Source organism: Aestuariirhabdus haliotis, from assembly GCF_023509475.1.
In the GTDB taxonomy this organism is placed as follows: Bacteria; Pseudomonadota; Gammaproteobacteria; order Pseudomonadales; family Aestuariirhabdaceae; genus Aestuariirhabdus; species Aestuariirhabdus haliotis.
Genome location: NZ_JAKSDZ010000003.1, coordinates 80,643 through 102,345 on the forward strand (window position 1 = coordinate 80,643; position 21,703 = coordinate 102,345).

The 21,703-nt window shown below is 50.9% G+C and carries 16 protein-coding genes; 9 read left to right on the forward strand and 7 right to left on the reverse strand.

The genetic code is table 11. The features are described from left to right. Positions 1 to 3 precede the first annotated feature (3 nt). A complete protein-coding gene (locus tag MIB40_RS03640; protein WP_249690953.1) occupies positions 4 to 765 on the forward strand; it encodes an adenosylcobinamide-GDP ribazoletransferase in 762 nt (253 codons plus the stop codon). On the opposite strand, the gene MIB40_RS03645 is transcribed toward MIB40_RS03640, so the two are convergent. Beyond that, positions 731 to 2,224, reverse strand: coding sequence for a cobyric acid synthase (locus tag MIB40_RS03645; protein ID WP_249690955.1), 1,494 nt, complete (start codon positions 2,222 to 2,224; stop codon positions 731 to 733). The genes MIB40_RS03640 and MIB40_RS03645 overlap by 35 nt on opposite strands. Positions 2,225 to 2,345: 121 nt before the next feature. Here MIB40_RS03645 and MIB40_RS03650 point away from each other — a divergent pair, with 121 nt between their 5' ends. Next, positions 2,346 to 3,242, forward strand: coding sequence for a cation diffusion facilitator family transporter (locus MIB40_RS03650; protein ID WP_249690957.1), 897 nt, complete (start codon positions 2,346 to 2,348; stop codon positions 3,240 to 3,242). Here the strand turns inward: MIB40_RS03650 and MIB40_RS03655 are convergent. Continuing rightward, positions 3,217 to 4,257 (reverse strand): AraC family transcriptional regulator, encoded by a 1,041-nt coding sequence (locus MIB40_RS03655; RefSeq protein WP_249690959.1) that lies wholly within the window; start codon positions 4,255 to 4,257, stop codon positions 3,217 to 3,219. The genes MIB40_RS03650 and MIB40_RS03655 overlap by 26 nt on opposite strands. A 131-nt stretch (positions 4,258 to 4,388) precedes the next feature. Here MIB40_RS03655 and MIB40_RS03660 point away from each other — a divergent pair, with 131 nt between their 5' ends. The 3 genes from MIB40_RS03660 to MIB40_RS03670 are packed head-to-tail and all read left to right on the forward strand — an operon-like array spanning position 4,389 to position 9,273. Next, a complete protein-coding gene (locus MIB40_RS03660) occupies positions 4,389 to 6,011 on the forward strand; it encodes an FAD-binding oxidoreductase (protein WP_249690961.1) in 1,623 nt (540 codons plus the stop codon). A gap of 26 nt (positions 6,012 to 6,037) precedes the next feature. Then, entirely contained in the window at positions 6,038 to 7,723 is a 1,686-nt protein-coding gene (locus MIB40_RS03665; RefSeq protein WP_249690962.1) for a glycerol-3-phosphate dehydrogenase/oxidase, read from the forward strand. Then, on the forward strand, positions 7,720 to 9,273 hold the full coding sequence (locus MIB40_RS03670) for an FGGY-family carbohydrate kinase (protein WP_249690964.1): 1,554 nt from the start codon (positions 7,720 to 7,722) through the stop codon (positions 9,271 to 9,273). The genes MIB40_RS03665 and MIB40_RS03670 overlap by 4 nt, the downstream gene beginning before the upstream one ends. Before the next feature lie 45 nt (positions 9,274 to 9,318). On the opposite strand, the gene MIB40_RS03675 is transcribed toward MIB40_RS03670, so the two are convergent. The 3 genes from MIB40_RS03675 to MIB40_RS03685 all read right to left on the reverse strand — a co-directional run bounded on the left by MIB40_RS03675 (position 9,319) and on the right by MIB40_RS03685 (position 14,781). Then, positions 9,319 to 10,542, reverse strand: coding sequence for an EAL and HDOD domain-containing protein (locus MIB40_RS03675; protein WP_249690966.1), 1,224 nt, complete (start codon positions 10,540 to 10,542; stop codon positions 9,319 to 9,321). Between the two features lie 102 nt (positions 10,543 to 10,644). Then, the gene (locus MIB40_RS03680) at positions 10,645 to 13,689 is read right to left on the reverse strand and encodes a MexW/MexI family multidrug efflux RND transporter permease subunit (RefSeq protein ID WP_249690968.1); all 3,045 of its coding nucleotides are present in this window, start codon (positions 13,687 to 13,689) and stop codon (positions 10,645 to 10,647) included. A 3-nt stretch (positions 13,690 to 13,692) separates the two neighbouring features. Further along, the gene (locus MIB40_RS03685; protein ID WP_249690970.1) at positions 13,693 to 14,781 is read right to left on the reverse strand and encodes an efflux RND transporter periplasmic adaptor subunit; all 1,089 of its coding nucleotides are present in this window, start codon (positions 14,779 to 14,781) and stop codon (positions 13,693 to 13,695) included. A 150-nt stretch (positions 14,782 to 14,931) separates the two neighbouring features. Here MIB40_RS03685 and MIB40_RS03690 point away from each other — a divergent pair, with 150 nt between their 5' ends. Beyond that, positions 14,932 to 15,723 carry an MOSC domain-containing protein gene (locus tag MIB40_RS03690; RefSeq protein ID WP_249690972.1) on the forward strand — a complete coding sequence of 264 codons (792 nt, stop codon included), beginning with the start codon at positions 14,932 to 14,934 and terminating at the stop codon, positions 15,721 to 15,723. A gap of 13 nt (positions 15,724 to 15,736) precedes the next feature. On the opposite strand, the gene MIB40_RS03695 is transcribed toward MIB40_RS03690, so the two are convergent. Beyond that, the gene (locus MIB40_RS03695) at positions 15,737 to 17,704 is read right to left on the reverse strand and encodes a transglycosylase SLT domain-containing protein (RefSeq protein WP_249690974.1); all 1,968 of its coding nucleotides are present in this window, start codon (positions 17,702 to 17,704) and stop codon (positions 15,737 to 15,739) included. Positions 17,705 to 17,975: 271 nt separating this feature from the next. Here MIB40_RS03695 and MIB40_RS03700 point away from each other — a divergent pair, with 271 nt between their 5' ends. Both MIB40_RS03700 and MIB40_RS03705 read left to right on the forward strand, forming a co-directional pair. After that, complete coding sequence (locus tag MIB40_RS03700; RefSeq protein ID WP_249690976.1) at positions 17,976 to 19,913, forward strand: ATP-binding cassette domain-containing protein; 1,938 nt, start codon at positions 17,976 to 17,978, stop codon at positions 19,911 to 19,913. A 14-nt stretch (positions 19,914 to 19,927) separates the two neighbouring features. Then, entirely contained in the window at positions 19,928 to 20,596 is a 669-nt protein-coding gene (locus MIB40_RS03705) for a DUF6901 family protein (RefSeq protein ID WP_249690978.1), read from the forward strand. A gap of 56 nt (positions 20,597 to 20,652) precedes the next feature. On the opposite strand, the gene MIB40_RS03710 is transcribed toward MIB40_RS03705, so the two are convergent. Then, complete coding sequence (locus MIB40_RS03710; protein WP_249690980.1) at positions 20,653 to 21,087, reverse strand: universal stress protein; 435 nt, start codon at positions 21,085 to 21,087, stop codon at positions 20,653 to 20,655. A gap of 57 nt (positions 21,088 to 21,144) precedes the next feature. Between MIB40_RS03710 and MIB40_RS03715 the strand changes: the two genes are divergently transcribed. After that, on the forward strand, positions 21,145 to 21,636 hold the full coding sequence (locus MIB40_RS03715; protein WP_249690982.1) for a hypothetical protein: 492 nt from the start codon (positions 21,145 to 21,147) through the stop codon (positions 21,634 to 21,636). The last annotated feature ends 67 nt before the right edge of the window (positions 21,637 to 21,703 follow it).

Here is a 21,703-nt window from a genome sequence, read left to right on the forward strand (position 1 = left end):
GAGATGTTGGATTCATTAAAAGTTGCTCTGCAGTTCCTGACCCGTATCCCCGTAGAGCTCCCCGAACAGGTCAGTGAACGAGTCCAGGGGCGCGCATTGCTATGGTATCCCGTGGTTGGTGTCTTGTACGGTGTCTTGCTGGTATCCCTCGGCATTATTTTTAATCATCTCTTGCCAATGGGGTTGTCGGTAACCGAGAGCTTTGTCGTTAGTGGTCTGGTGCTGCTTGTGTGGGTTTTGTTAAGCGGCGCATTACACCTGGATGGGTTAGGGGACAGTGCCGATGCCTGGCTAGGTGGTGGAAATGATCCAGAGCGAACCCTGGGTATTATGAAAGACGTTCACGCTGGAACCGGGGCCCTGGTCGCTGTGTTTCTGGTGCTTATGTTGAAGTTGCTGGCATTGTTACACCTGTTGCTCAACGAACACTATATTGCCCTCTTTCTTGCGCCCATTCTGGCCCGCAGCAGCATGCTGCTTTTATTTGCGACAACACCTTATGTTCGCAAGGGAGGACTTGGCTCGTTGTTTCTCACCCATTGCCGACCGCGAGAGCTTTGGTTGGTCGTCGCCATGGTCGTTGTCGCAGTGATCCTGTTTTTTAAACTTAAAGGCATGGTGCTGCTGTTATCAGCACTCTTGATGTTTTACGTCTGTCGACGTTTGATGTTGAAGCGGATAGGCGGGGCGACGGGAGATACCGCGGGTGCGTTACTCGAAGTGATGGAGCTTAGCGTGCTGATGGCTGGTGTCTTTCTGCCTTAAACGCATTAAGCTCGGTTAACAATTGATCAATGTCGAGTTTCTCCTCCAGCAGATCGGCCAGTCGTTCAAGTTGCTGTTCGCGCAAGGCATCGATGTCGATGCCTTGTACCGATTCCGCTTTTACCCATTGATAGAGCTGGCTGACGGCGCCGGGCTGATCGAACAGGCCGTGCAGGTAACAACCGGCTACCTGGCCGTCGCTTGAGATAGCACCGGAATCTTTATTAGTAATATCCAGTAGTGGCTTTATGCTTTGGACTGTTTTGGTCACGCCGGAATGAATCTCATATCCGGATACTGCGGCCCCTTCGCCGACCAGCATCAATCTGGCGCTCACCTGACTCAGTTGTTTGTTTTTTTGCAAGCGAGTGGTTAACGGTAGCAAACCCAAGCCGGGGCTGGCGCCAGCCTGGCTTTCAATACCCGCCGGGTCATCAATCGTTTGTCCTAACATTTGATAACCGCCACAGATCCCGAGCAGCTTTCCGCCATAACGCAGGTGATGGTTAAGAGCCGAAACCCAGCCATTGTTACGCAACCACTGCAGATCATCGCGCACGCTTTTGCTACCAGGCAGCAAAATCAGATCGCAAGCTGGAATGGATTCGCCTTCATGAATAAAGCACAGGTCAATGTCTGGATGCAGTCGAAGCGCATCGAAATCAGTGTGGTTACTGATGCGAGGAAGGCGAGGGATGATCACCTTCAGTGGTTGTTTGCTGTCGAGGTACTGTTGCTGATCAACGGCGTCTTCGGCGTCCAAATGCAAATCATGAAGGTAAGGGAGCGTGCTGTATACCCGTTTCTTGGTGCGTTGCTCCAACCAGCTAATGCCAGGAGCAAGTAGCGTATAGTCACCGCGAAAACGATTGATTATAAACCCGAGGGTTCGGGTTTGTTCTGAATGGCTTAGTAACTCCAACGTGCCAACCAGGTGCGCGAAAACACCCCCCGGGTCTATATCGGCAATAATTATAACGGGGCAGTCGATGGCCTCGGCAAAGCCCATATTCGCGATGTCGCCTTCCCGCAAATTAATCTCGGCAGGGCTGCCGGCTCCTTCGATCAGGATCAGGTCAAAATTCTGCTCCAGTCGCTGGTAGGATTCGAGCACTGCCTTAAGTGCTGTGGGTTTGTAGTGGTGGTAGTCCTTGGCGTTCAGTTCCGCAGCGACCTTACCCTGCACGATGATTTGTGACCCACAGTCACTGTTGGGTTTTATCAAAACGGGGTTCATGTCGGTGTGAGGTTGCAGTTTGCAGGCCGCTGCCTGCAAGGCCTGGGCTCGTCCAATTTCTCCGCCTTCGGCGGTTACTGCACTGTTGAGAGCCATATTTTGCGGTTTAAAGGGGGCGACCCGTATGCCGCGTCGAATAAGTGCCCGGCATAAACCCGCTACTAATGTGCTTTTACCAGCATTGGAGGTGGTACCCTGAATCATCAGGCTAAGAGCGGACATGGAATAAGGTACCTGCAGGTAATAAATGGCACATTATGCCTTCGCTTCGGGTTTGATAAAACCACCATCTATCAGGCACTATCAAGACTGACAGCGCCTTTTATATATCGAGTTTATTACCTTGAACGAGAAATCCAGTAGCGAGGCCAGTACCAGTCAGGAGCAGCGAGAACGACTGATGCGCAGAGCGTCGGTTGCGTCGGTGGCCACCGCGTTTACCCTGATAATAGCCAAACTCTTTGCCTGGTTATTTACCGGTAGCGTCAGCGTGTTGGCGTCTCTGGTGGATTCCATGCTCGATGCCATGGCCTCTCTGGTCAATTTTCTGGCTGTACGCTATTCACTGAAACCGGCTGATGATGACCACCAGTTCGGCCATGGCAAAGCAGAGTCATTAGCGGCTTTACTGCAAACGGCTTTTATCTGTGGTTCCGCTATATTCCTCATTTTTCACGCTATTGACGATCTTCGTAGTCAAAGCGAAATTGTTAATGAGCAGGTGGGTGTCTGGGTGATCCTGTTTTCCATCGCCCTGACGGCCGTGTTGATCCTGTATCAGGGGTATGTGGTCAAACGTACCGGATCGATTACGATCAAAGCGGATGCTTTGCATTACCGCATGGATCTTTTGACCAACGCATCGGTCTTGCTGGCGTTGATACTGTCCAGTCTTGGCTATCAATCGGTGGATGCCCTGGTCGCCATCGGTATTGCAGTCTATATGCTATACGGGGTTCGGGAAATAGTGCTGGAAAGCTTTGACTTGCTGATGGATCGTCAGCTGCCTGTCGAGCAGTTACAGGAGATTGAATCCATCGCTCTGAGCGTACAGGGGGTGCAAGGGGTTCATGATCTGAAAACCCGGCGCAGTGGGATTATGCCAATTATTCAATTGCATCTAGAGATGGATGGCTCCATGAGCCTTAAAGAGGCTCATGACATAGCGGACAGGGCTATAAAAAAGATCAAGCAACGCTTTACCGGTGCCGATGTTACGATTCATCAGGATCCGGTATAGCTTCTCGACTGCGGTAATCGCCGGGTGTTGTGCCGGACCATTGTTTGAAGCTGCGGTGAAAGGAGCGGGGTTCACTAAATCCCAACCGTAGGGCAATTTCAGTGATAGGCATCGAGGTTTCGAGCAGGAAGTGTTCGGCGGTTTCTTGCCTCAACTGATCCAGAACTTGCTGGTAGCTGGTATTTTCCTGGCGCAATTTCCGCTGCATGGTTCTGGGTGTCATGGAAAGCTGCTCAGCGATGGCATCCTTGCGGGGAATACCCTCTCTGATTCTTTGTTTAAGCGCGTAACGCACCCGCAACGATAAGGATTGTTCGGCATCGAGTTCAGTCAGTAGCGCTCGAGCATGCTCTTCCAACGTGTGCAGCAATTGCCGATCGGCCTGACGTAATGGCAGATGCAGGTGGATGTTTTTCAGAAACAGGGAATTATGCGCCTGGCCAAAGTGTATCGGACAACCGAAAGTTTTGTGGTATTCCTGTTCTAACAGCGCCGACTCTGGGGCTGGGCGTTGTAAGGTGACTTTTAAGGGGGAGCCAACACCATCGGTAATCCAGCGGCCATAGGCCAGCCAGGAAGCAAGGCAGTTATCGACCATTTGGGGGACAACAAGGGGGTCGTCATAATGACATTGCCAATGCAGAACGGTGTAATCCTCATAATATTCAACACTCGAAGTGCCCATATCACCGATCAGCTTTTCATAGGGCACGATTCGTCGAATAGCTTCACCCAGGGTGTCGCAATTCATGCTGATATAACCCAACGCGCTGTATGAGCCAGGTTGAACATGGTCGGCACAATGCAGGCCAAACAGCGGGTCCTTGGCTTGTTCAATCAGTTGGTGTATCAGTTTCTGAAATTGCACCCCGGAGATACGCTGGCTACCGTCCTGCAAATCAACAGGGGCGATGCCAGCCGAAGTCAGGGCAATGTCGGTATCAATACCACGAGCTTGTGCATTACGCATGTACTGTTGCACAGCAGCGATTGATACCTTTCCCAACCTTCCCATTCACCCTCCAGACGACTGACCCCATTGGAGAGAACGATGTCTTCATCGGCCCCTCACTCTGAAAATTTCAGCAGACTAGTATAGGGCCGGACACATAATAGTAAATATCCAAAATAACAGGGGCCAGAGTTGTGAACGAAAATCGCCGGTGGAATGGATGGGGTAATCCCAAAACTGATTATCCTTTACCCGAAGAAGCACTGGGCTTCTTGCAGCAGCTGTTAGGACAATCCAGTTCGTTGGGCGAGGTGAGCCTCGACAAGGTTATAAAAATGGTGCCTGAGAGTCGGGTTGAGCCCCATGCCTTGCTTGATACCGGCGCTGAACAGCGTATTTGTCATGCCAGGGGGCAGAGTTTTCCGGATTGGATCGCCATGAAATGCGGCGATTACCACTGTTTTCCAGATGCGGTCGCGTTACCGGAAAACCGTGAACAGGTCATCGAGCTACTGGCATTGGCCAAGGAAAAGCAATATACCCTTATCCCTTATGGCGGCGGTACCAGCGTAGCTGGCCATATCAATCCTAAGGATGACGGGCATCCGATTGTTACGGTTGATATGGGGCGTATGAATCGCCTGCTAGCAATCGACAAGGCCAGCCAGGTTGCCACTTTTGGTGCTGGCGTGCCGGGACCTGCGCTCGAAGCCCAGCTTCGTGGTCAGGGGTTTACCCTTGGGCATTATCCCCAATCTTTTGAATTGTCGACTTTGGGGGGGTGGGTTGCCAGCCGCTCAAGTGGCCAGCAGTCGGTACATTATGGTCGAATTGAACAGCTATTTGCCGGTGGCAAATTGGAAACGTTTGACGGTTGTCTCCAGGTGGCTCCAATTCCCGCCTCTTCGGCGGGCATTGATCTGCGTGAAATGATTATGGGCTCGGAAGGGCGTATTGGTATCCTTTCCGAGATTGATGTGCGTATCAGCCCATTACCGGAGAAAGAGGATTTCTATGTCGCTTTCCTCCCCAGTTGGGAGCAGGGTAAGGAGGTCGTTAAACGCGCCGCTCAGGATAAGGTACCTGTGTCGATGTTGCGCTTAAGCAATCCCCTGGAAACGTTCACTCAATTGCGGCTTGCCGGTCATCAGCGTGCCATTTCTGTACTTGAAAGTTACCTGAGAATTCGCGGTATTAACGTAACAGACAGTGCCGACGGTGGCGCGACAATGCTGACTTACGGTGTTACCGGGAAAAGTGTTCAATGTCGTAGTTCACAGCGTCAAATGCGTCGTCTGATTCGTCAACAGAGTGGCGCTTATGTCGGTAGTTTACTGGGTAAGCGTTGGCAGCATGGACGCTTCCGTTTCCCCTATTTGCGCGAGTCCCTATGGCATCAGGGGTATATGGTAGATACGCTGGAAACCTGCACGACCTGGAGTAATGTTACTGCCCTGATGGGTAAAATTGAGAGAGCACTTTCATCTGCCCTTGAAGATGAGGGTGAATCCATACATGTTTTTAGTCACCTGTCTCACGTTTATGCGCAAGGATCCAGCATCTATACAACCTACCTGTTTAAAGCCGGTGATGATGCAGACGCCACCCTGAAGCACTGGCAAAAGCTGAAGCATGCAGGGTCCCTGGCGGTGGTCGAAAATGGCGGCACCATAAGCCATCAACATGGTGTAGGTAAGGATCATGCGCCTTACCTTGCGATTGAAAAAGGTGAGTATGGGGTCCAGTGTATCGAGCAGATATGTGGAATGTTTGATGGCCAGCAACAGCTCAATCCGGGCACTCTGCTTGACGATTAATTCACTATTAAAGAACTGGGATTTCTATGAATGCCGTAGCTGATCGCGAACAGCTCATCGCTTCGATCAAAACTCAGCCTGAGTGGGATCTGCTGGTTATTGGCGGCGGTATAACCGGTGCCGGAGTGATGTTGAGGGCTGCTCAACAAGGACAGCGGGTCTTGCTCCTGGAGCAGCAAGACTTTGCCTGGGGCACATCGAGTCGCTCATCAAAGATGGTTCATGGCGGGTTGCGTTATCTGGTCAATGGTGACTTCGCCTTAACTCGGGAATCGGTCAGAGAACGCGAGTTACTGATGACTGAACTCGAAGGCCTGGTTGAGCCGATGAGCTATGTCTATGCCCATTACCGGGGTCGCTGGGTTGAGCGTTTCGGTTTGCGGATGCTGCTTAAACTGTATGACCGATTCGCCAAACGGGTCACCCACAAAGCACTGAGTATTGCTGATACCCTTATGCTGTTACCCGGACTGCGTGCTAGCGGGTTGGTGGCTGCCACCCAATTTGAGGATGCGGTAACCGACGATGCTCGTCTTGTGTTAAGAACAATCGACGAAGCAGAGCAGCAGGGTGGGATAGCGATCAACTACCTGAAAGCCATGGAACTGATCGAAAAGGAGGGTCGGATCGTTGGCCTAAAGGCGGAAGATCAGGTCAGTAAAATGTGCATAACGCTTAATGCGAAGTGTGTCGTTAATGCCAGCGGAGCCTGGGTTTCTCGACTCTGGGGGCGTTCTGGAGGCATCGAGAACGATCGCCAACAACAGGTAAGGCCACTTCGTGGTAGTCACCTTGTATTACCGGGGCATCGCCTGCCAATCGGCAGTGTCTTGACCATGCCCCACCCCAGGGATGGACGCAGTGTCTTTATCTTTCCCTGGGATCAAACGACCGTGGTAGGCACCACCGATCTGGATCATGAGCAGCCGATGGATCGAGAAGCGTCGATTACTGCTGACGAATTCGACTATCTATTGACCTGTGTTCAGGATCGTTTTCCGGACCTTAACCTGCAACCTGAAGAGGTGCTTTCTACCTGGGCGGGAGTACGTCCCGTGATTAGTGAAGGAGAGGGTTTATCACCTTCTGATGAAAAGCGTGAGCACGCGTGCTGGGCTCAACCGGGTCTGGTGTCTGTCAGCGGAGGAAAATTAACAACGTTTCGGGTCATTGCCGATCAAGTGCTGGAGCTGGTTAGACAGCAGACAAAACCTTCGGCAGGCAACTCGAGTGCCCCAAGCCTGTTTGGCATAAATCAGTTGCCTGTACACCCTGCTGGTATTGGCGGCGGAGCCTGGAAGCGATTACATGGTCGCTATGGTAAACGTCTCGATCAGTGGTGGAGTCATCATAGTGATCAACGAACCCTGGGTAATACACCTACCTTGTTAAGTGAACTCTATTGGGCGGCCGCTTTTCAAAAAGTCGTGCACCTCGATGATTTGTTGCTGCGCCGAACGCGTGTAGGATTGCAATTGCCCGAAGGGGCAGCGTTATGGTTACCCCAGGTGCGACAGCTCTGCCAGCCTCTGTTGGGATGGAGCAATAAACGCTGGGAGCAAGAGGAACAACGTTACAGGGCCATCATAGATACGTTTTACTCCTTACCTGCGGGGGTTAAAGTGTCACAGGTTAGTGCTTGTTTATCCGAAAATAACGACTCTGTAGATCATACCGCTCTACCATCCGATGCTTCCCGGGAGCTCTCATGAACGATGACGGATTGATACTGGCGATTGATAACGGTACCCAGAGCGTTCGGGCGTTGTTGTTTGATAGCAAAGGTAATCCGGTTGCTTCAGCCAAACTGGAATTGGAGGCCTATTTTTCGACCTCTCCTGGTTGGGCTGAACAAGAGCCGGAATATTTTTGGCAGAAACTTGGAGAGGTTTGTCAGCTGTTATGGCAGCAGGAAGCAGCAGACCCTGATCAAATTGTTGCCGTTGCCCTGACCACGCAGCGGGGAACGGTAATTAATCTGGATAAGAATGGGGACCCGCTAAGGCCCGCTATCCTATGGCTCGATCAACGCCGTGCCGACATTACAGAACCTATACCGCAACCCTGGCGAGGGTTGTTTGCTGTGGCTGGTCAAAGTAGCAAAATTGATTATTTCCGTTCCAAAGCCCAGGCGAACTGGATCGCCCAACATCAACCAGAGATCTATAAGGCAACAGCGAAAGTATTGTTGCTATCCGGCTTTTTAAGCTACCGGCTCACCGGCGACTATGTAGACTCGGTGGGTGCGATCGTGGGGTATCTACCGTTTGATTTTCGCAAACAGCGGTGGGCCGGCTCCAGTCATTGGGCGTGGAGCTGTTCTGGTATCAAATCCGGGCAATTACCCAAATTGGTAAAACCTGGAGAGACGCTAGGACTCATCAGTGCTGCGGCAAGTGACGTAACCGGTATACCCGCCGGATTACCCCTGATCGCTGCAGCTTCAGATAAAGCCTGTGAGGTTTTGGGGTCGGGCGGGTTGAAAGCGGAAGTGGGTTGTTTAAGCTTTGGCACGACTGCCACCATTAACACGAACAGTTTTCGCTATGTTGAACCCGTCCGTTTTATTCCACCGTACGCCGCTGCGGTTCCCGATGCTTATAATACAGAAGTGATGATCTATCGTGGCTTCTGGATGGTTAGTTGGTTCAAACAGCAATTTGGTTTGCGAGAAGCGCAACGCGCGAAAGAGTTGGGTATGACCCCGGAAGCTCTGTTCGATGACCTGGTCAGAGAGGTGCCCGCCGGATCTATGGGGCTTATGCTACAACCTTACTGGTCACCGGGGTTGAATGATCGGGACATGAAAGGTGCTGTGATCGGTTTTGGTGACCTGCATACCCGCTCGCATATTTATCGGGCAATTCTCGAAGGTTTGATTTACGCCTTACGTGAAGGCAAAGAGCAGATTGAACGGCGTAGTGGTCGGAGAATTAACAGGCTCAGTGTGTCAGGAGGCGGGTCGCAAAGCGATGCCGCTATGCAGATCACCGCTGATATTTTCGGTTTACCGGTCGAACGCCCCCATACTCATGAAACATCGGGTTTGGGGGCAGCGATCGATGCTGCGGTAGGAATCGGGTTGTACAAAGATTTTGATAGCGCGGTGAAGGCTATGACCAGAACCGGTCAGGTGTTTGAGCCCAACCCTGAAAGCCATAAGCTTTACCAGAAACTTTATACGCGTGTATACCGACAGATGTATCGACGGTTAAAGCCACTTTACCAAGAGATTCGGGATATTACAGGTTACCCGGAATAATAAGGGGATCTCTTTTTTCGGGGGGGCAAATGCTGAACCGCTGAGCTAACCACTTTTCTTGGTGATTTGTCGCGCTATCTGCAGGCCATAAAAATAGGCATCGCGCATGGTTTCTGGAGTAATGCCTTGCTGCTCCAATTTAATCCAGTCGATTTTTTGCCATTGGGCTTGCTCAAACAGGACGGTTGCTTTCAACAGCTGACCCATAGGGCCTTGATAATCCAAAATAGCGCTCTTGAGTTCATCGGCCACCGACAATCGATCAATCAAGTCGTGTAACGGACGATCCATAAAGGCATCCATCAGGGATAGAATTCCAGCCAGGAAGAGGGGGCCAGAAGGCAGCTTTACGGCCGATGCTAATTGTTCAAGCATATTTGCCCGTGCCAGGGCGGTCGTGACCAGTTCGTCGGGTTTATCGTCGAGACTCGCGAGCGACAACATGGTGATCATCTTTTTGATCTGTACGAGGCCTAGCATGGTAATGGCTTGTTGGATCGACTCAATGGTCCGGGCCCGCCGGTAAAAAGGCGAATTAACGAGTTTTATCAGCTTGATCGAAAGGTTCGGGTCCTTATCAATAACGTGGGCCAGATCTTTAAAACCCACGTTGTCGTTTTGTGCCAGTTTAAGCAGTTCGAGGATGACAAGACGGTTCGAGTCCAGGCGCTTACCTTTGATATTTTCAGGTTTGCATAGGAAATAACCCTGAAAGAGAGTGAATCCCAATTTCCGACAAAATTCGAAAACCTGGTAGTTCTCCACTTTTTCAGCTAGCAAGGTTACCGGGTAGGCTTTAAGGAACGCGACCGTTTTAAGCACTTCAGCCGGACTCAATGTCATCACATCGACCTTTACATAGTCCGCGTAAGGCAAAAGCTGACTGGTTTCCGAGGTGATAACAAAATCATCCAGCGCAATTTTTACACCTTGCTGTTTGTAGGTGGTCAACGAGTGGAGCAAGGCCTCATCAACTTTTGTGTCTTCAAGTACCTCCACCACGTAATAGTCACTGCTTAGTGGCAGGTTTTGTAAAAGAATATTACGTGTAAAGTTGATGAAGGCGGGGACATTACCCAATAGCTCTTCGTGCTCCACACCGGCAAAAAGGTTGGAGAATACCGTTGAGGTAGCGTTGTCACCGGCATCCTCAGCCAGATTCGCAGAAGTGTTGTCTCCGGCACGAAACAACAGTTCGTACGCTTTGACATTGCGCTCCGTGTCAAAAATCGGTTGGCGTGCCAACAATGTGGTTAATTGAGTTGTCACAACGAAATACCAGATGCTAGTACGCCAACTATAGCCTTTTGTGTGGAGCCAGGTACGATGCTGTCTTTAAAACCTTGGCAGGCCACAGGACCTGGCAAGATCCTAGGTCTGTTCGGTTTGTGCATGTCGACTCGCAAATAGGGTGTAAATAGTGGGGACAACATAGAGCGTGAAGCAGGTACCGATGGTCATTCCCGTCGCGATTACCAAGCCGATATCAAAGCGACTAACTGCGCCAGCGCCGGACGCGAGCAGTAGAGGCAATACACCGAGCACCATGGAGAATGTGGTCATCAATACCGCCCGCAAGCGAATGGAGGCAGCCTCTTCGACCGCTTCTCTCGGGGAGAGACCCTTTTGCAGCTGCAGCTGATTGGCAAACTCGACAATCAAAATACCGTGTTTACTGATCAAGCCGATCAAAGTAACCAATCCTACCTGGGTATAAATATTGAAAGTGGCAAAATCCAGTGCTAATGGGATCATGGCACCGCAAATGGACAGGGGCACGGTGACCAGTATAACCAGCGGATCCCGGAAACTTTCGAACTGTGCAGCTAACACCAGAAAGATAACCAATAACGAAACCAGGAAGGTGTAGAAGAGCTTATTGCCTTCCTCGACATATTGCCGGGACAGTCCCGAATAATCCTTGGAGAACCCCTGGGGGAAGATTTCGGTCGACTTCTGATTGAGGAAATCCAACGCCTGGCCGATGGTGACGCCTGGAGCCATAACCCCCTGAATCAGTGATGAGTTGAGCTGTTGGAACTGGTTAAGGGAGCTCGGTCGAGTGGTAGACTCTACCTTGATCAGAGTCGACAGAGGGATTTTTTGGCCGCTATCGGTGCTCACATAATAGTGCTGAAGCCAATCACGGTTATTGCGCATCTCACGTTCTGCCTGGGGGATAACTTTATAGCTACGTCCCTCCAGGAAGAAGCGGTTAATACGGCCTTCGCCCAATAGCAGGGAAAAGGCATCACCAATCTCTTTCATATTGATGCCAAGCTGTGCCGCCTTGTCACGATCGATCAATACCCGGGTTTCCGGCTTATCGAAACGCAGTTCGTTGGAGACAAACATAAACAGGCCACTTTCCAGTGCGGCCTGGGTTAATCTTTGTGACACCTGATACAGGGTTTCATAATCGGCGGTGGTGTTGACCACAAACTGAACCGGCAGGCCTCCGCCAGCACCCGGCAACGACGGCATGTTAAAAGAAAAGATCTGCAGGCCAGGTATTTTGTCCAGAGCTTGTTGCAGCTGGGGCTGAATGGCCATCTGCGACTGTTCGCGCTGATCCCAGGGCTTCAGCGCCATACCTGCAATAGAGTCTTGTACGGAGCCTGAACCGTTAATAAGGAAACTATGAGAAAACTCGGGAAATTCCTTAAAGATCGACTGATAACTCTCGGTGTATTTGTTGAGGTAATCCAGGTTGGCGTATTTAGGCGCCGTGGCCGAGATAAAGACAATACCCTGGTCTTCGGTCGGTGCCAGCTCGCTCTTGGTGAAAAGGTACAGAAAGGGGATGCTGATTAACACGGTGATGGTCATCAGCACGGTTACCGGACGGTAATTAAGTACCGAGTGCAGCTGCCTCTGATACCCGCCTCGCAGGCGGTCAAAGAGCATATCCAGGCGGTGGGCCAGGCCTTCATTGCTGGTATCATGGCGCAGTAATTTGGCGCACATCATTGGCGATAATGTTAAAGCGATAATTCCGGAAATTAATACGGCGCCCGCCAGGGTAAAGGCAAATTCGGTAAACAGCTTCCCTGTTAAACCACCCATAAACCCAATGGGAGCGTACACAGCGGCCAGTGTGATGGTCATGGAGATGACCGGCATGGCAATTTCGCGTGCACCCTGTATGGCTGACTCAAAAGGGGAGAGGCCCTCTTCGAGATGGCGGTGAATATTTTCTACCACCACAATGGCATCATCGACCACCAGACCGACGGCAAGCACCATAGCCAGTAAGGTCAGTAAGTTGATGCTGTATCCCATCGCCAGCATAAAAAAGAGCACACCGACGATCGACAGGGGAATGGTGACAACAGGAATAATGACCGAACGCACCGAGCCAAGGAACAGGAATACCACCACGATCACAATCAGGCTGGCTTCGATCAGGGTGGAGACCACCTCATCGATCGATGCCTGGATGAATTCGGTTGCATCATAGACGATTTCGCCCTGTAACCCTGTGGGCAGTTGTTCTGTAATCTCAGGGAATCGTTCCCGCACCCGAGCGATAACCTCTAGCGGGTTAGCGCTGGGGGTGCTGCTGATACCAATATAGACCGAGCTAATACCGTTAAAAGCGACGTAGCTGTCAAAGTTCTCCGCATTGAGTTGCACCCGGGCAATATCACGAATGCGTACCAGCGCATCTCCCTGGCTTTTGACCACAATATTGGCAAAGCTTTCTTCATCTTTGAGGTCCGTGAGGGCATTGACCGAGGTGGCAACAAAAGCCCCTTTGGTTTCACCCGCGGCAGTCAGGAAATTATTTTCACGAATGGCATCCTCAACCTGTTTCGCGGTGACGTTATAGGCCGCCATGCGTGTCGGGTTTAACCAGATTCGCATAGCGAATGTTTTGGCTCCCAGCAATTCAGCTTCGGCAACCCCTTCCAAAGTAGATAGCTTGGGCTGTACAACGCGCACAAGGTAATCAGTAACTTGCTCATTCGTCATGTCGTCACTGAAAAAACTGACGTACATCAGCGCCGTACCGCGGGCAGAATCCTTGGATATTACGGGCTTCTCGGCCTCACTGGGCAGTTCATTCTGAACGCCGGCAACCTTGGCCTGAATTTCGCTCAGAGCATCATTAGCACTGTACCCTAGGTTGATGTGGGCGCTGATGGTTGATCGGCTTTGCAGGCTGCTGGAGGTGATATAGTTAATGCCTTCAGCACTGGCAATGGCCTGTTGCAATGGGGTAGTGATAAAACCCTGGATAATATCAGCGGTCGCACCGGGATAAGCGGTATTGATCGTGATCACCGAGTTTTCCAGCTCCGGATACTGTCGAATACTCAGGTTCTGGAACGCCTGGATTCCGAGTAGCAGAATGAACAGGCTGACGACCGAAGAAAGAACCGGACGCTTGATAAAAAGATCTGTAAATTTCATCGATTACTGATCCTTTTTAGCAGGTTCAGCCAAAACGATGCTGGTGCCATTGTTGAGCTTAAGCTGACCGGATGTGATGACCTGGTCGTTCACTTTAACCCCTTCAATAATTTCAACGTGATCGTTTTGAATGCGCCCGGTCCGAATGGCTTTACGCTGTACAGTCATACCACCGTCAGCATCGGTCTCAACCAGGAAGACAGTGTCGCCGTAGAGTGAGTATGCGATAGCCGTCTCAGGTAATGTGATCACAGGCTCGGCTTCACCAACGAGGACACGAATGGCCGCAAACATGCCTGGCGTTAATAGTCCTTCCGGGTTATCTACAACGGCCCGGACCAGGATGTTGCGGGTGTTGGTATCTATGCGCGAATCGATCGCCTGAATTTGACCGACGAAAGTGGTTTCGGGGTGCGCTTCGACATTGAACTCAACCTTGAGCCCTTCGCGGAGTAACGGGACATTTTGTTCGGGCAGATTAAAATCAACGTAGAGTCGTTCAGCCGCTTGCAAGGTGGCTATTGCATCGCCAGAAGAGAGAAATTGACCCACTTCCACCTGGCGAATGCCTATTCGGCCAGAGAAGGGGGCTTTGATGCTTTTTTGCTGAATGGTAGCCCGTGTTTGTTGCACCTGCGCCAGTGCCTGGTCAAGCTCCGCCTTGCTTTGATCAAATCGTGTTTGGGAAATCGCATTGCGCGTGATCAGGGCCTTATCACGGTTAAAGTTAAGTTGTGCAAGATTAAGTTGTGCATTAAAGCTCTTGAGGTTGGCTTGCTCAACGCTGTCGTCAAGCTGTAGTAGCAGCGCGCCTTTCTTAACGGTTTGACCGGAACGGAACTGGATGCTTGAGACGATTCCTTGCTGTTCACTGGCTAGATCTACACCCTGCAAAGACAACAGGGTGCCTACCGAAGCAAGGAAGGGTACCCAGTGTTCTTGTTGTGCATTGGTGGCAGATACAGTGACAGGAGCCGGCTTGTAACTGGCCATGTACTCGGCGATTTTCTCTTGCTTGAAGAGTTCAAAGCCAAAAATACCACCAAATACGAGTACCAGTGCAAGTACCATGACGAACAAGCGAAGTAGCATGAATCCATCCTTTGAAAAGAAACGTCCAGAATGTGGGCATTATGGCGCGCCAGTTTAGCCGATAACAGCGGAATTAATAACTATGTATAAACCGAAATGGTTGTTTAATATCATCAGCCCTTATCTTTAAAACTAGACAGGAAGCCTGATATGGAAATTACGGAGATCAATCTTTACCCGCTCAAATCAGCACGCGGGCTGAGTCCTTCGCGGTGGGATCTGGATCAATTTGGCCTTGTGGATGACCGGCGCTGGATGGTAGTTAATTGCGAAGGTCAATTTATAACCGGACGGCGGCATCCTTTATTGACCACCATAGATGTAGCTCTTACAGAGCAGGGAATAGAGCTGCAACGCGTAGGCATGCCATCTTTGGAGGTTAAATTGCCCGATGCAGGCGCGAAACTACTGGAAGTGGTTGTTTGGGGGGACCAGGTCCAGGCGCAAGATGCTGGTGATGAAGCAGCAGCGTGGTTGGAATCGGTCTTGGAAAATCCATGCAGGCTGGTTTATATGCCCGCTGGGACACGTCGTCAGGTTGATACAGAATATGCGCAGCCGGGTGTTGTGACCTCGTTTGCGGATGGCTTCCCCCTGTTGCTTATCGGCCAGGCTTCCCTTGATGATCTCAACGCAAGATTGGATAAGCCGGTTCCTATGAGGCGCTTTCGTCCAAACCTTGTCGTATCGACGAAAACAGCCTTTGAGGAAGATCAATGGCAGGAGATTCGGGTTGGTGATCTGAGCTTTTCTGTTGTTAAGTCTTGCAGTCGTTGCATCCTGACCACGGTGGATCCTCAAACAGGCATCAAGGGCAAAGAACCTCTACAAACCCTGAGTACTTATCGGCGCCAAAAAGGGGGGGTTATGTTCGGACAAAACCTGGTTCATAAGGAGACGGGGACGTTGACAGTCGGTGATGAGGTCACCGTGGTCAGCTGAGTGCCCGAGCGTTTCAGTTCAGGCCTTGTCTTGAGCCGTAGCCATGATTGACCTCATCCATCGATAGCAGTTGGGTGGGGTTACCCAACTTATCGTCATAGATAACACTAAAACTCAGAACATTTTGAACATACTGGCGAGTTTCTTCAAAAGGAATGGTCTCAATCCAGATGTCAAAGGGGATCTCAGAGCCATTCTTGAGCCATTGCCGAACCCTGTGAGGGCCTGCGTTGTAAGCGGCGGTAGCGAGAACGCGATTACCGTTAAACTGTTTTAAAAGTTGAGCCAGATAACGGCTACCCAGTTTTATGTTAGTGGCAGGGTTGAGCAAATCGCGTTTGCCGCGGTAACTGAGTTTCCCTCGGCGAGCGACTTGTCGCGCTGTGCTGGGCATTAGCTGCAAAACTCCGAGAGCACCGGCACTGGAACGGGCGTCGTGCATAAAAGCACTTTCCTGCCGGGCAACCGCAAACACCCAGCTGCTATTTATGTTCTGGTGTTGGCTCTGTTTCAAGATCTTTTCTTTGTACGCGAGCGGGAATCGCAGCTCCATATCGTCCCACTGCTGGGCACTTATGGCGCTTCTGATAGCTTGATTGAACCATTTCCACTTATGGGCAATGCGAGCGGCCGCAATAAGCTCCGAGGTCGATAAACGGGAGGACAGGTAATGCCATTCTCGACGTGCTGAGGTCAGGTCGTTAAGTTGATAAAATTCGTGGGCTCGCTGAATAGCAGGCAAAGCCGAAACTGCGTCCAGTTCTGGTGGGGAGAGTCGGGCGGAATGATGGGTGATCTTATATTCGCTGCCAATGTGGGAGGCCGAGACAAAGCCGTAAAAGCTTCGATCATTGGCTAGTTCACGGTATTGGCGAGTGTAGTAATCTGGCGCCGGTACGGGTTCCAGGGCTTCCCGTGCGCGGACAGACCAGTATTTCCAGCGTAGATTCGATCGCTTGCTTTCGGGTAATTGGTCGATCCACTTGAGCACAGATGCCCAGTCTTGCTCCCGCAATGCCAGGCGTATTCTCCACTCAATAAGCTTTATGTTTTCTCCTTGATGGGTAACCTGCTCGATCCAGGGCAGTGCCTGATTATCAAACTGTTTGAGCATATATAAAGAGATGCGATCGTTAATGGTGCTCTCTCTATCCGGAGCGAAGGGGCGCTGGGCCTGGTATTGAACCCACAGATCGAGTGCCTGTGCCGGATCTTTGTAGGCTAATCGATGCAATCCGATATAGATGATATCGGTGAAACGGGAGCCAGATGGGGAGAAACGGAGCGTGTTGGCTAATTGCTCGGGACGGCGGTACACACTTCGATACAGCTGCCCTAGTGCCTTTTGATCTTCGGGCAGAAAACGAATCAGGTATTTACCAAGGGTGCCATTTCGTTTTTCGTAGGCCAGACCCATTCTCTGCCAAACCAGATCGGCGCTGAGTTCACCACTGCTGTGCCAAGCCTTAAACAGCGGGTCGCAGGCATCGGGACGTGACTTTCCGCTTAGCCAAAGCGTCTTGGCCCCAGACCAGGCCGATTGGTAATCAGATCGTGCCAGTTGTGCTCGATGCAGGTAACACCGGAGCGTGTCATTGGTTATGGCCGGGTCATAATGGTCTTCAAAGGCCCTCCAGTGGCTTTTCTGCCCCAGTTTTTTCAGCCAGGCCTGCTGCAAACGTTTGGTCACCGGTAGGTCCGGGTATTGACTGATAAAGTCTGCGATATCCTTGTTGGGTAGTGTGTAAAGGCGCCGCATCAGGTCACGATGCACAAGGTAGGGATAGAGCGGGTAGTGTGTCAGTTGTTTACGTAAACGCTTGTAGGTGCCTATTTTTCCCTTTGAAAGAGCATGCAGGGTCTGTTCGTACAGCACTCTCTCTTGATCGTAGTTCAGGGTTGCTTGCGGAATATTGGCAAAACCAGACAGGCTGCAAACTAAACCAGCCAACAGGATGGCAACAGAGGCGGCGCGGCGCATAAATGCTAGATACCTTTACGCAGTGTTTTTGAATACTTCATGTAATAAGAGTACCTGTTATTGCTTATGGAAAGTGGGTGAAATTGCCCAGTGATTAGATTTTTATATACTAAACAGCAATAACCAAGCATCACTTCTTAATAAGTAGTTATTTTCTAACGGCTTTTTAACCTGGTGTCATTAACTTTTTTGTTATTTCCAGTCGACTTCGATTTACCGACCCGCAGTGGTGTAGAATTCGCACCTCCTGAGCTTATCACTGAGAATTTTCATGCCCTTGTTACGTTTTGATGGTGTTAGTGCCGCTTATGGCGACACCCCCTTACTGGATGCTGTCGACTTTTCGATCTATCGCGGCGAGCGCGCCTGCTTGATTGGCCGTAATGGTGCTGGCAAATCGACCTTCCTGCGCCTTGTGGAAGGGGCGTTGGCCCCAGACAGTGGTAGCGTTTGGCGCCGCCCTGGCCTGGTGATTTCCCAGCTGCCACAGGAATTGCCCGACGCTGACGATAAGTTGGTGTTTGACGTGATTGCTGCAGGGTTGCCGGATGTAGGCTCATTATTGGCCGAGTATCACCATCTGATCATGGAGGTTGCCGAAGATCCTGGCAAAATGTCTCGCCTGGAAAGAGTTCAGGAGGAGCTGGAGGCCCGTGATGGCTGGGAATTTAATCAGCGCATAGAGCGTATTATTCAGCAGCTGGAACTGCCGGCTGATAAACCCATGGGGACTTTGTCCGGAGGCTGGCGCAGGCGGGTGATATTGGCTCAGGCTCTGGTGTCTAACCCTGATTTGTTGTTGCTTGATGAGCCAACCAACCACCTGGATATTTTAATGATCAAGTGGCTTGAAGAGCAGCTGCTGGATTTCCAGGGGGCAATTCTTTTTATTACTCATGACCGTACTTTTCTGCAAAACCTGGCGACGCGAATCATCGAACTTGACCGAGGCCATACTACTGAGTGGAAAGGTGATTACGCTGGTTTTCAGGTTCATAAGGCTCATCAGCTGGAGGTTGAAGAGCGACATAACGAGGAGTTCGACAAAAAGTTGGCCCAGGAAGAAACCTGGATTCGCCAGGGTATCAAGGCCCGTCGAACACGCAATGAAGGTCGTGTGCGAGCTTTGGAAGCCATGCGTCGGGAACGTGCGCAACGACGCGAACGGCAGGGCGACGCCAAATTCACCCTGGATCGAGCCGAACGCTCAGGAAAGTTGGTTGCCGAACTCAATAAGGTCAGTGTCGGCTTTGATAACAAGGCAGTTATCAGGGATCTGTCCCTGACCATCGTCAGGGGTGATAAGGTTGGCTTAATTGGTGCCAACGGCTGTGGTAAGAGTACCCTGCTGAAGTTGCTGCTGGGGCAGCTCAAACCGGACCAAGGCGAGGTAGAGCTAGGCACCAAGCTGGAAGTTGCCTATTTTGATCAATTAAGGGCCCAGCTCGATCTGGACAAAAGCGTGGTTGATAACGTGGCCGGAGGCCGCGAATCCATCACAATTAATGGTCGTGACCGCCACATTATCAGTTATCTGGGAGACTTCCTGTTCTCCGGAAGGCGGGCTCGAACCCCGGTTAAGGCGCTTTCTGGTGGTGAGCGTAACCGACTGCTGCTGGCAAAACTGTTCAGTAAACCGGCTAACCTGCTGGTACTGGATGAGCCGACCAATGATCTGGACGTAGAATCATTGGAGTTGCTTGAAGCGCTGCTGGTTGATTTCCCCGGAACGGTACTTTTAGTCAGCCACGACCGGGCATTCCTGGATAGTGTAGTGAGCAGCTCTGTTGTCTTTGAGGGGCAGGGCGTGATTAGAGAGTATGTTGGCGGCTTTTCTGACTGGATACACCAGGGAGGCAAGCTGGAGTCCTTGTTACCAGAAGCTGTAACGGTTGAATCTGCCACCCAGACATCCGTGTCTGCTCCCGTTGTAGAACCCAAAACCACAGGGGCAGCTCCACAAAAACCCAAAGTCAAACTAAGTTATAAACTGCAGAGGGAGTTGGAGCAGCTGCCTGAAGAGATTGAATTGTTGGAAACCGAGCTGGAGCAACTGCAAAACGAAAGTGCCGATGGTAACTTTTACCAGCAGGAGCGCGATCTAGTGGAGCGTAAGCTGGCAAGGTTAACCGAGCTTGAAACTGCATTGGAGCAGAAGATAGACCGCTGGGCTGAGCTGGAAGCAATGGTGTCCGGTGAAGCCGGCTAGATTCGAGGATCACTATGTCGATTGAGTACACATTCAAATTGGAGCACAACCTTGAGCTGCATTACGAAATAGATATAGATCGAGCCGAAGATAGCGAGCGTGATCTGACGTTTGAGCCCGAGTGGACCGAGTTAAAACACAGTCGTTGCACCAACTGCCCGCTTGATGAGACGAAGCACAGCCATTGTCCGGTCGCGTTGGATTTGCGGCAGGTGGTTGATGATTTTAAGGATCTCCCCTCTATGAAGAAGGCTTCAGTCACTGTTGTTAGTGAAGAACGGGAGTATATGAAGATGGTTGGCCTGGAAGAGGGGTTGCGAGCGCTGATGGGGTTGATAATGGCGTCCAGCAACTGCCCTGTACTGGAAAAGCTAAAGCCCATGGCCCGCCATCACCTGCCATTCTCCACGATGGATGAGTTTATTTTACGCTCGGTTTCCATCTACCTTACCCAGCAATACTTTATACATCGAGATGGGGGAGAGCCCGATTGGGATCTCAAGGGGCTGGTTGCCAACAACAAGGAATTGCAATTGGTCAACCAAGCGTTCTGGCAAAGAATCCATTCAGCTTGTGGAGAAGACTCGAATCTTAAAGCCCTGCTGAGCTTTTTTACGCTATCTTCCAGTGTTTCCTATTCGCTGGAAACTCAGCTGCAGAAACTGCGTCGGGAATTTATGTAATCACATCAGGTTGGTCGATGCGGCCAAACGTCTGAAGACCGCATCGATACCTCTATCTAATCACCGACCCTTACGGCCAGAAGGTCACAGCTGGCACCGTGCAATATGCTGGTAGAGGTGGACCCGAGGATTAAGGCGAGGCCATGACGTCCATGGCTGCCAACAACGATCAGATCTACGTCAAACTCATTCGCCATACGATGAATCTCTTTCTCTGGCCTGCCATAGACAACATGCTGTTCGCCTCTTGCGACATCAATGGTAGAGGCCAGGCTGTCGATTTTCTGGCGTGCCTGGTCAGTGATCTCCTCCTGTAAGGACGAAAGGTCTAGAGGGATGTCGCTACCATAAGCTACGCTGAGAGGCTCTACGACATGAACCAAAGTAAGCTTGGCATCGTTATTTCGGGCGATTTCCTGTGCCTTTTCAAGTACAGTATCGGCCTCTTCGGTCAGGTCGACCGCAACCAGAATATGTTTGTACTGACCCATTCTTTCCTCCTGTTTACAAGCTTTTGTCCAGTGTAATCCATAAGGTGCGACATTATCATGACTTACCTCATCATAGCAGTAGTGCTGTTATACCTGATTGGCACCATCACCTGGGTTATGCCGTCTCGCAGGGATAAGAAGCTCGCAGGAATGCGCTCCCGGGCTCGTGATCTTGGGTTTCAGCTCCAATACAAAAATGAAGAATTGAACCGTGAATTGAATCGCGGTCATGGTGCTGTCGCTTATATGCGTTATTTGCGACTAAGACCAACACCACTGGATGATGCAGAAGCCTTACGCCTGATTCGGTTGCCAGAAGTGGATAGCCCTGTAACAGGGTGGCGCATCGACAGCCTTTATGAAGAGATGATGGTGCCAGCTCTTAATGAGATTCTGTCCCAACTGCCAAAAGATGTCTTTGCGGTAATGATCGGCCCGGGGGCGGTGTTTATCGACTGGCAGGAACGCGCGGAAGTGGAAGCCGTTGATCGATTGCATGAGCTTATGGGTGAGTTGCTGAAGGTTCCTCTGATGACTAACAGGCAATAAGCAGGGCTTATACCTGTTGCTCTATTTTGTTTTAGATTGTCTTTGTAACATATTGATAATAATAGAG

What these genes read in the sequence shown, in the direction of transcription:
- MIB40_RS03640 (WP_249690953.1), top strand. Translation starts at nt 4, where the DNA reads ATGTTGGATTCATTAAAAGTTGCTCTGCAGTTCCTGACCCGTATCCCC.
- MIB40_RS03645 (WP_249690955.1), bottom strand. Translation starts at nt 2,224, where the DNA reads ATGTCCGCTCTTAGCCTGATGATTCAGGGTACCACCTCCAATGCTGGT.
- MIB40_RS03655 (WP_249690959.1), bottom strand. Translation starts at nt 4,257, where the DNA reads ATGGGAAGGTTGGGAAAGGTATCAATCGCTGCTGTGCAACAGTACATG.
- MIB40_RS03665 (WP_249690962.1), top strand. Translation starts at nt 6,038, where the DNA reads ATGAATGCCGTAGCTGATCGCGAACAGCTCATCGCTTCGATCAAAACT.
- MIB40_RS03670 (WP_249690964.1), top strand. Translation starts at nt 7,720, where the DNA reads ATGAACGATGACGGATTGATACTGGCGATTGATAACGGTACCCAGAGC.
- MIB40_RS03680 (WP_249690968.1), bottom strand. Translation starts at nt 13,689, where the DNA reads ATGAAATTTACAGATCTTTTTATCAAGCGTCCGGTTCTTTCTTCGGTC.
- MIB40_RS03685 (WP_249690970.1), bottom strand. Translation starts at nt 14,781, where the DNA reads ATGCTACTTCGCTTGTTCGTCATGGTACTTGCACTGGTACTCGTATTT.
- MIB40_RS03690 (WP_249690972.1), top strand. Translation starts at nt 14,932, where the DNA reads ATGGAAATTACGGAGATCAATCTTTACCCGCTCAAATCAGCACGCGGG.
- MIB40_RS03695 (WP_249690974.1), bottom strand. Translation starts at nt 17,704, where the DNA reads ATGCGCCGCGCCGCCTCTGTTGCCATCCTGTTGGCTGGTTTAGTTTGC.
- MIB40_RS03700 (WP_249690976.1), top strand. Translation starts at nt 17,976, where the DNA reads ATGCCCTTGTTACGTTTTGATGGTGTTAGTGCCGCTTATGGCGACACC.
- MIB40_RS03705 (WP_249690978.1), top strand. Translation starts at nt 19,928, where the DNA reads ATGTCGATTGAGTACACATTCAAATTGGAGCACAACCTTGAGCTGCAT.
- MIB40_RS03710 (WP_249690980.1), bottom strand. Translation starts at nt 21,087, where the DNA reads ATGGGTCAGTACAAACATATTCTGGTTGCGGTCGACCTGACCGAAGAG.
- MIB40_RS03715 (WP_249690982.1), top strand. Translation starts at nt 21,145, where the DNA reads ATGACTTACCTCATCATAGCAGTAGTGCTGTTATACCTGATTGGCACC.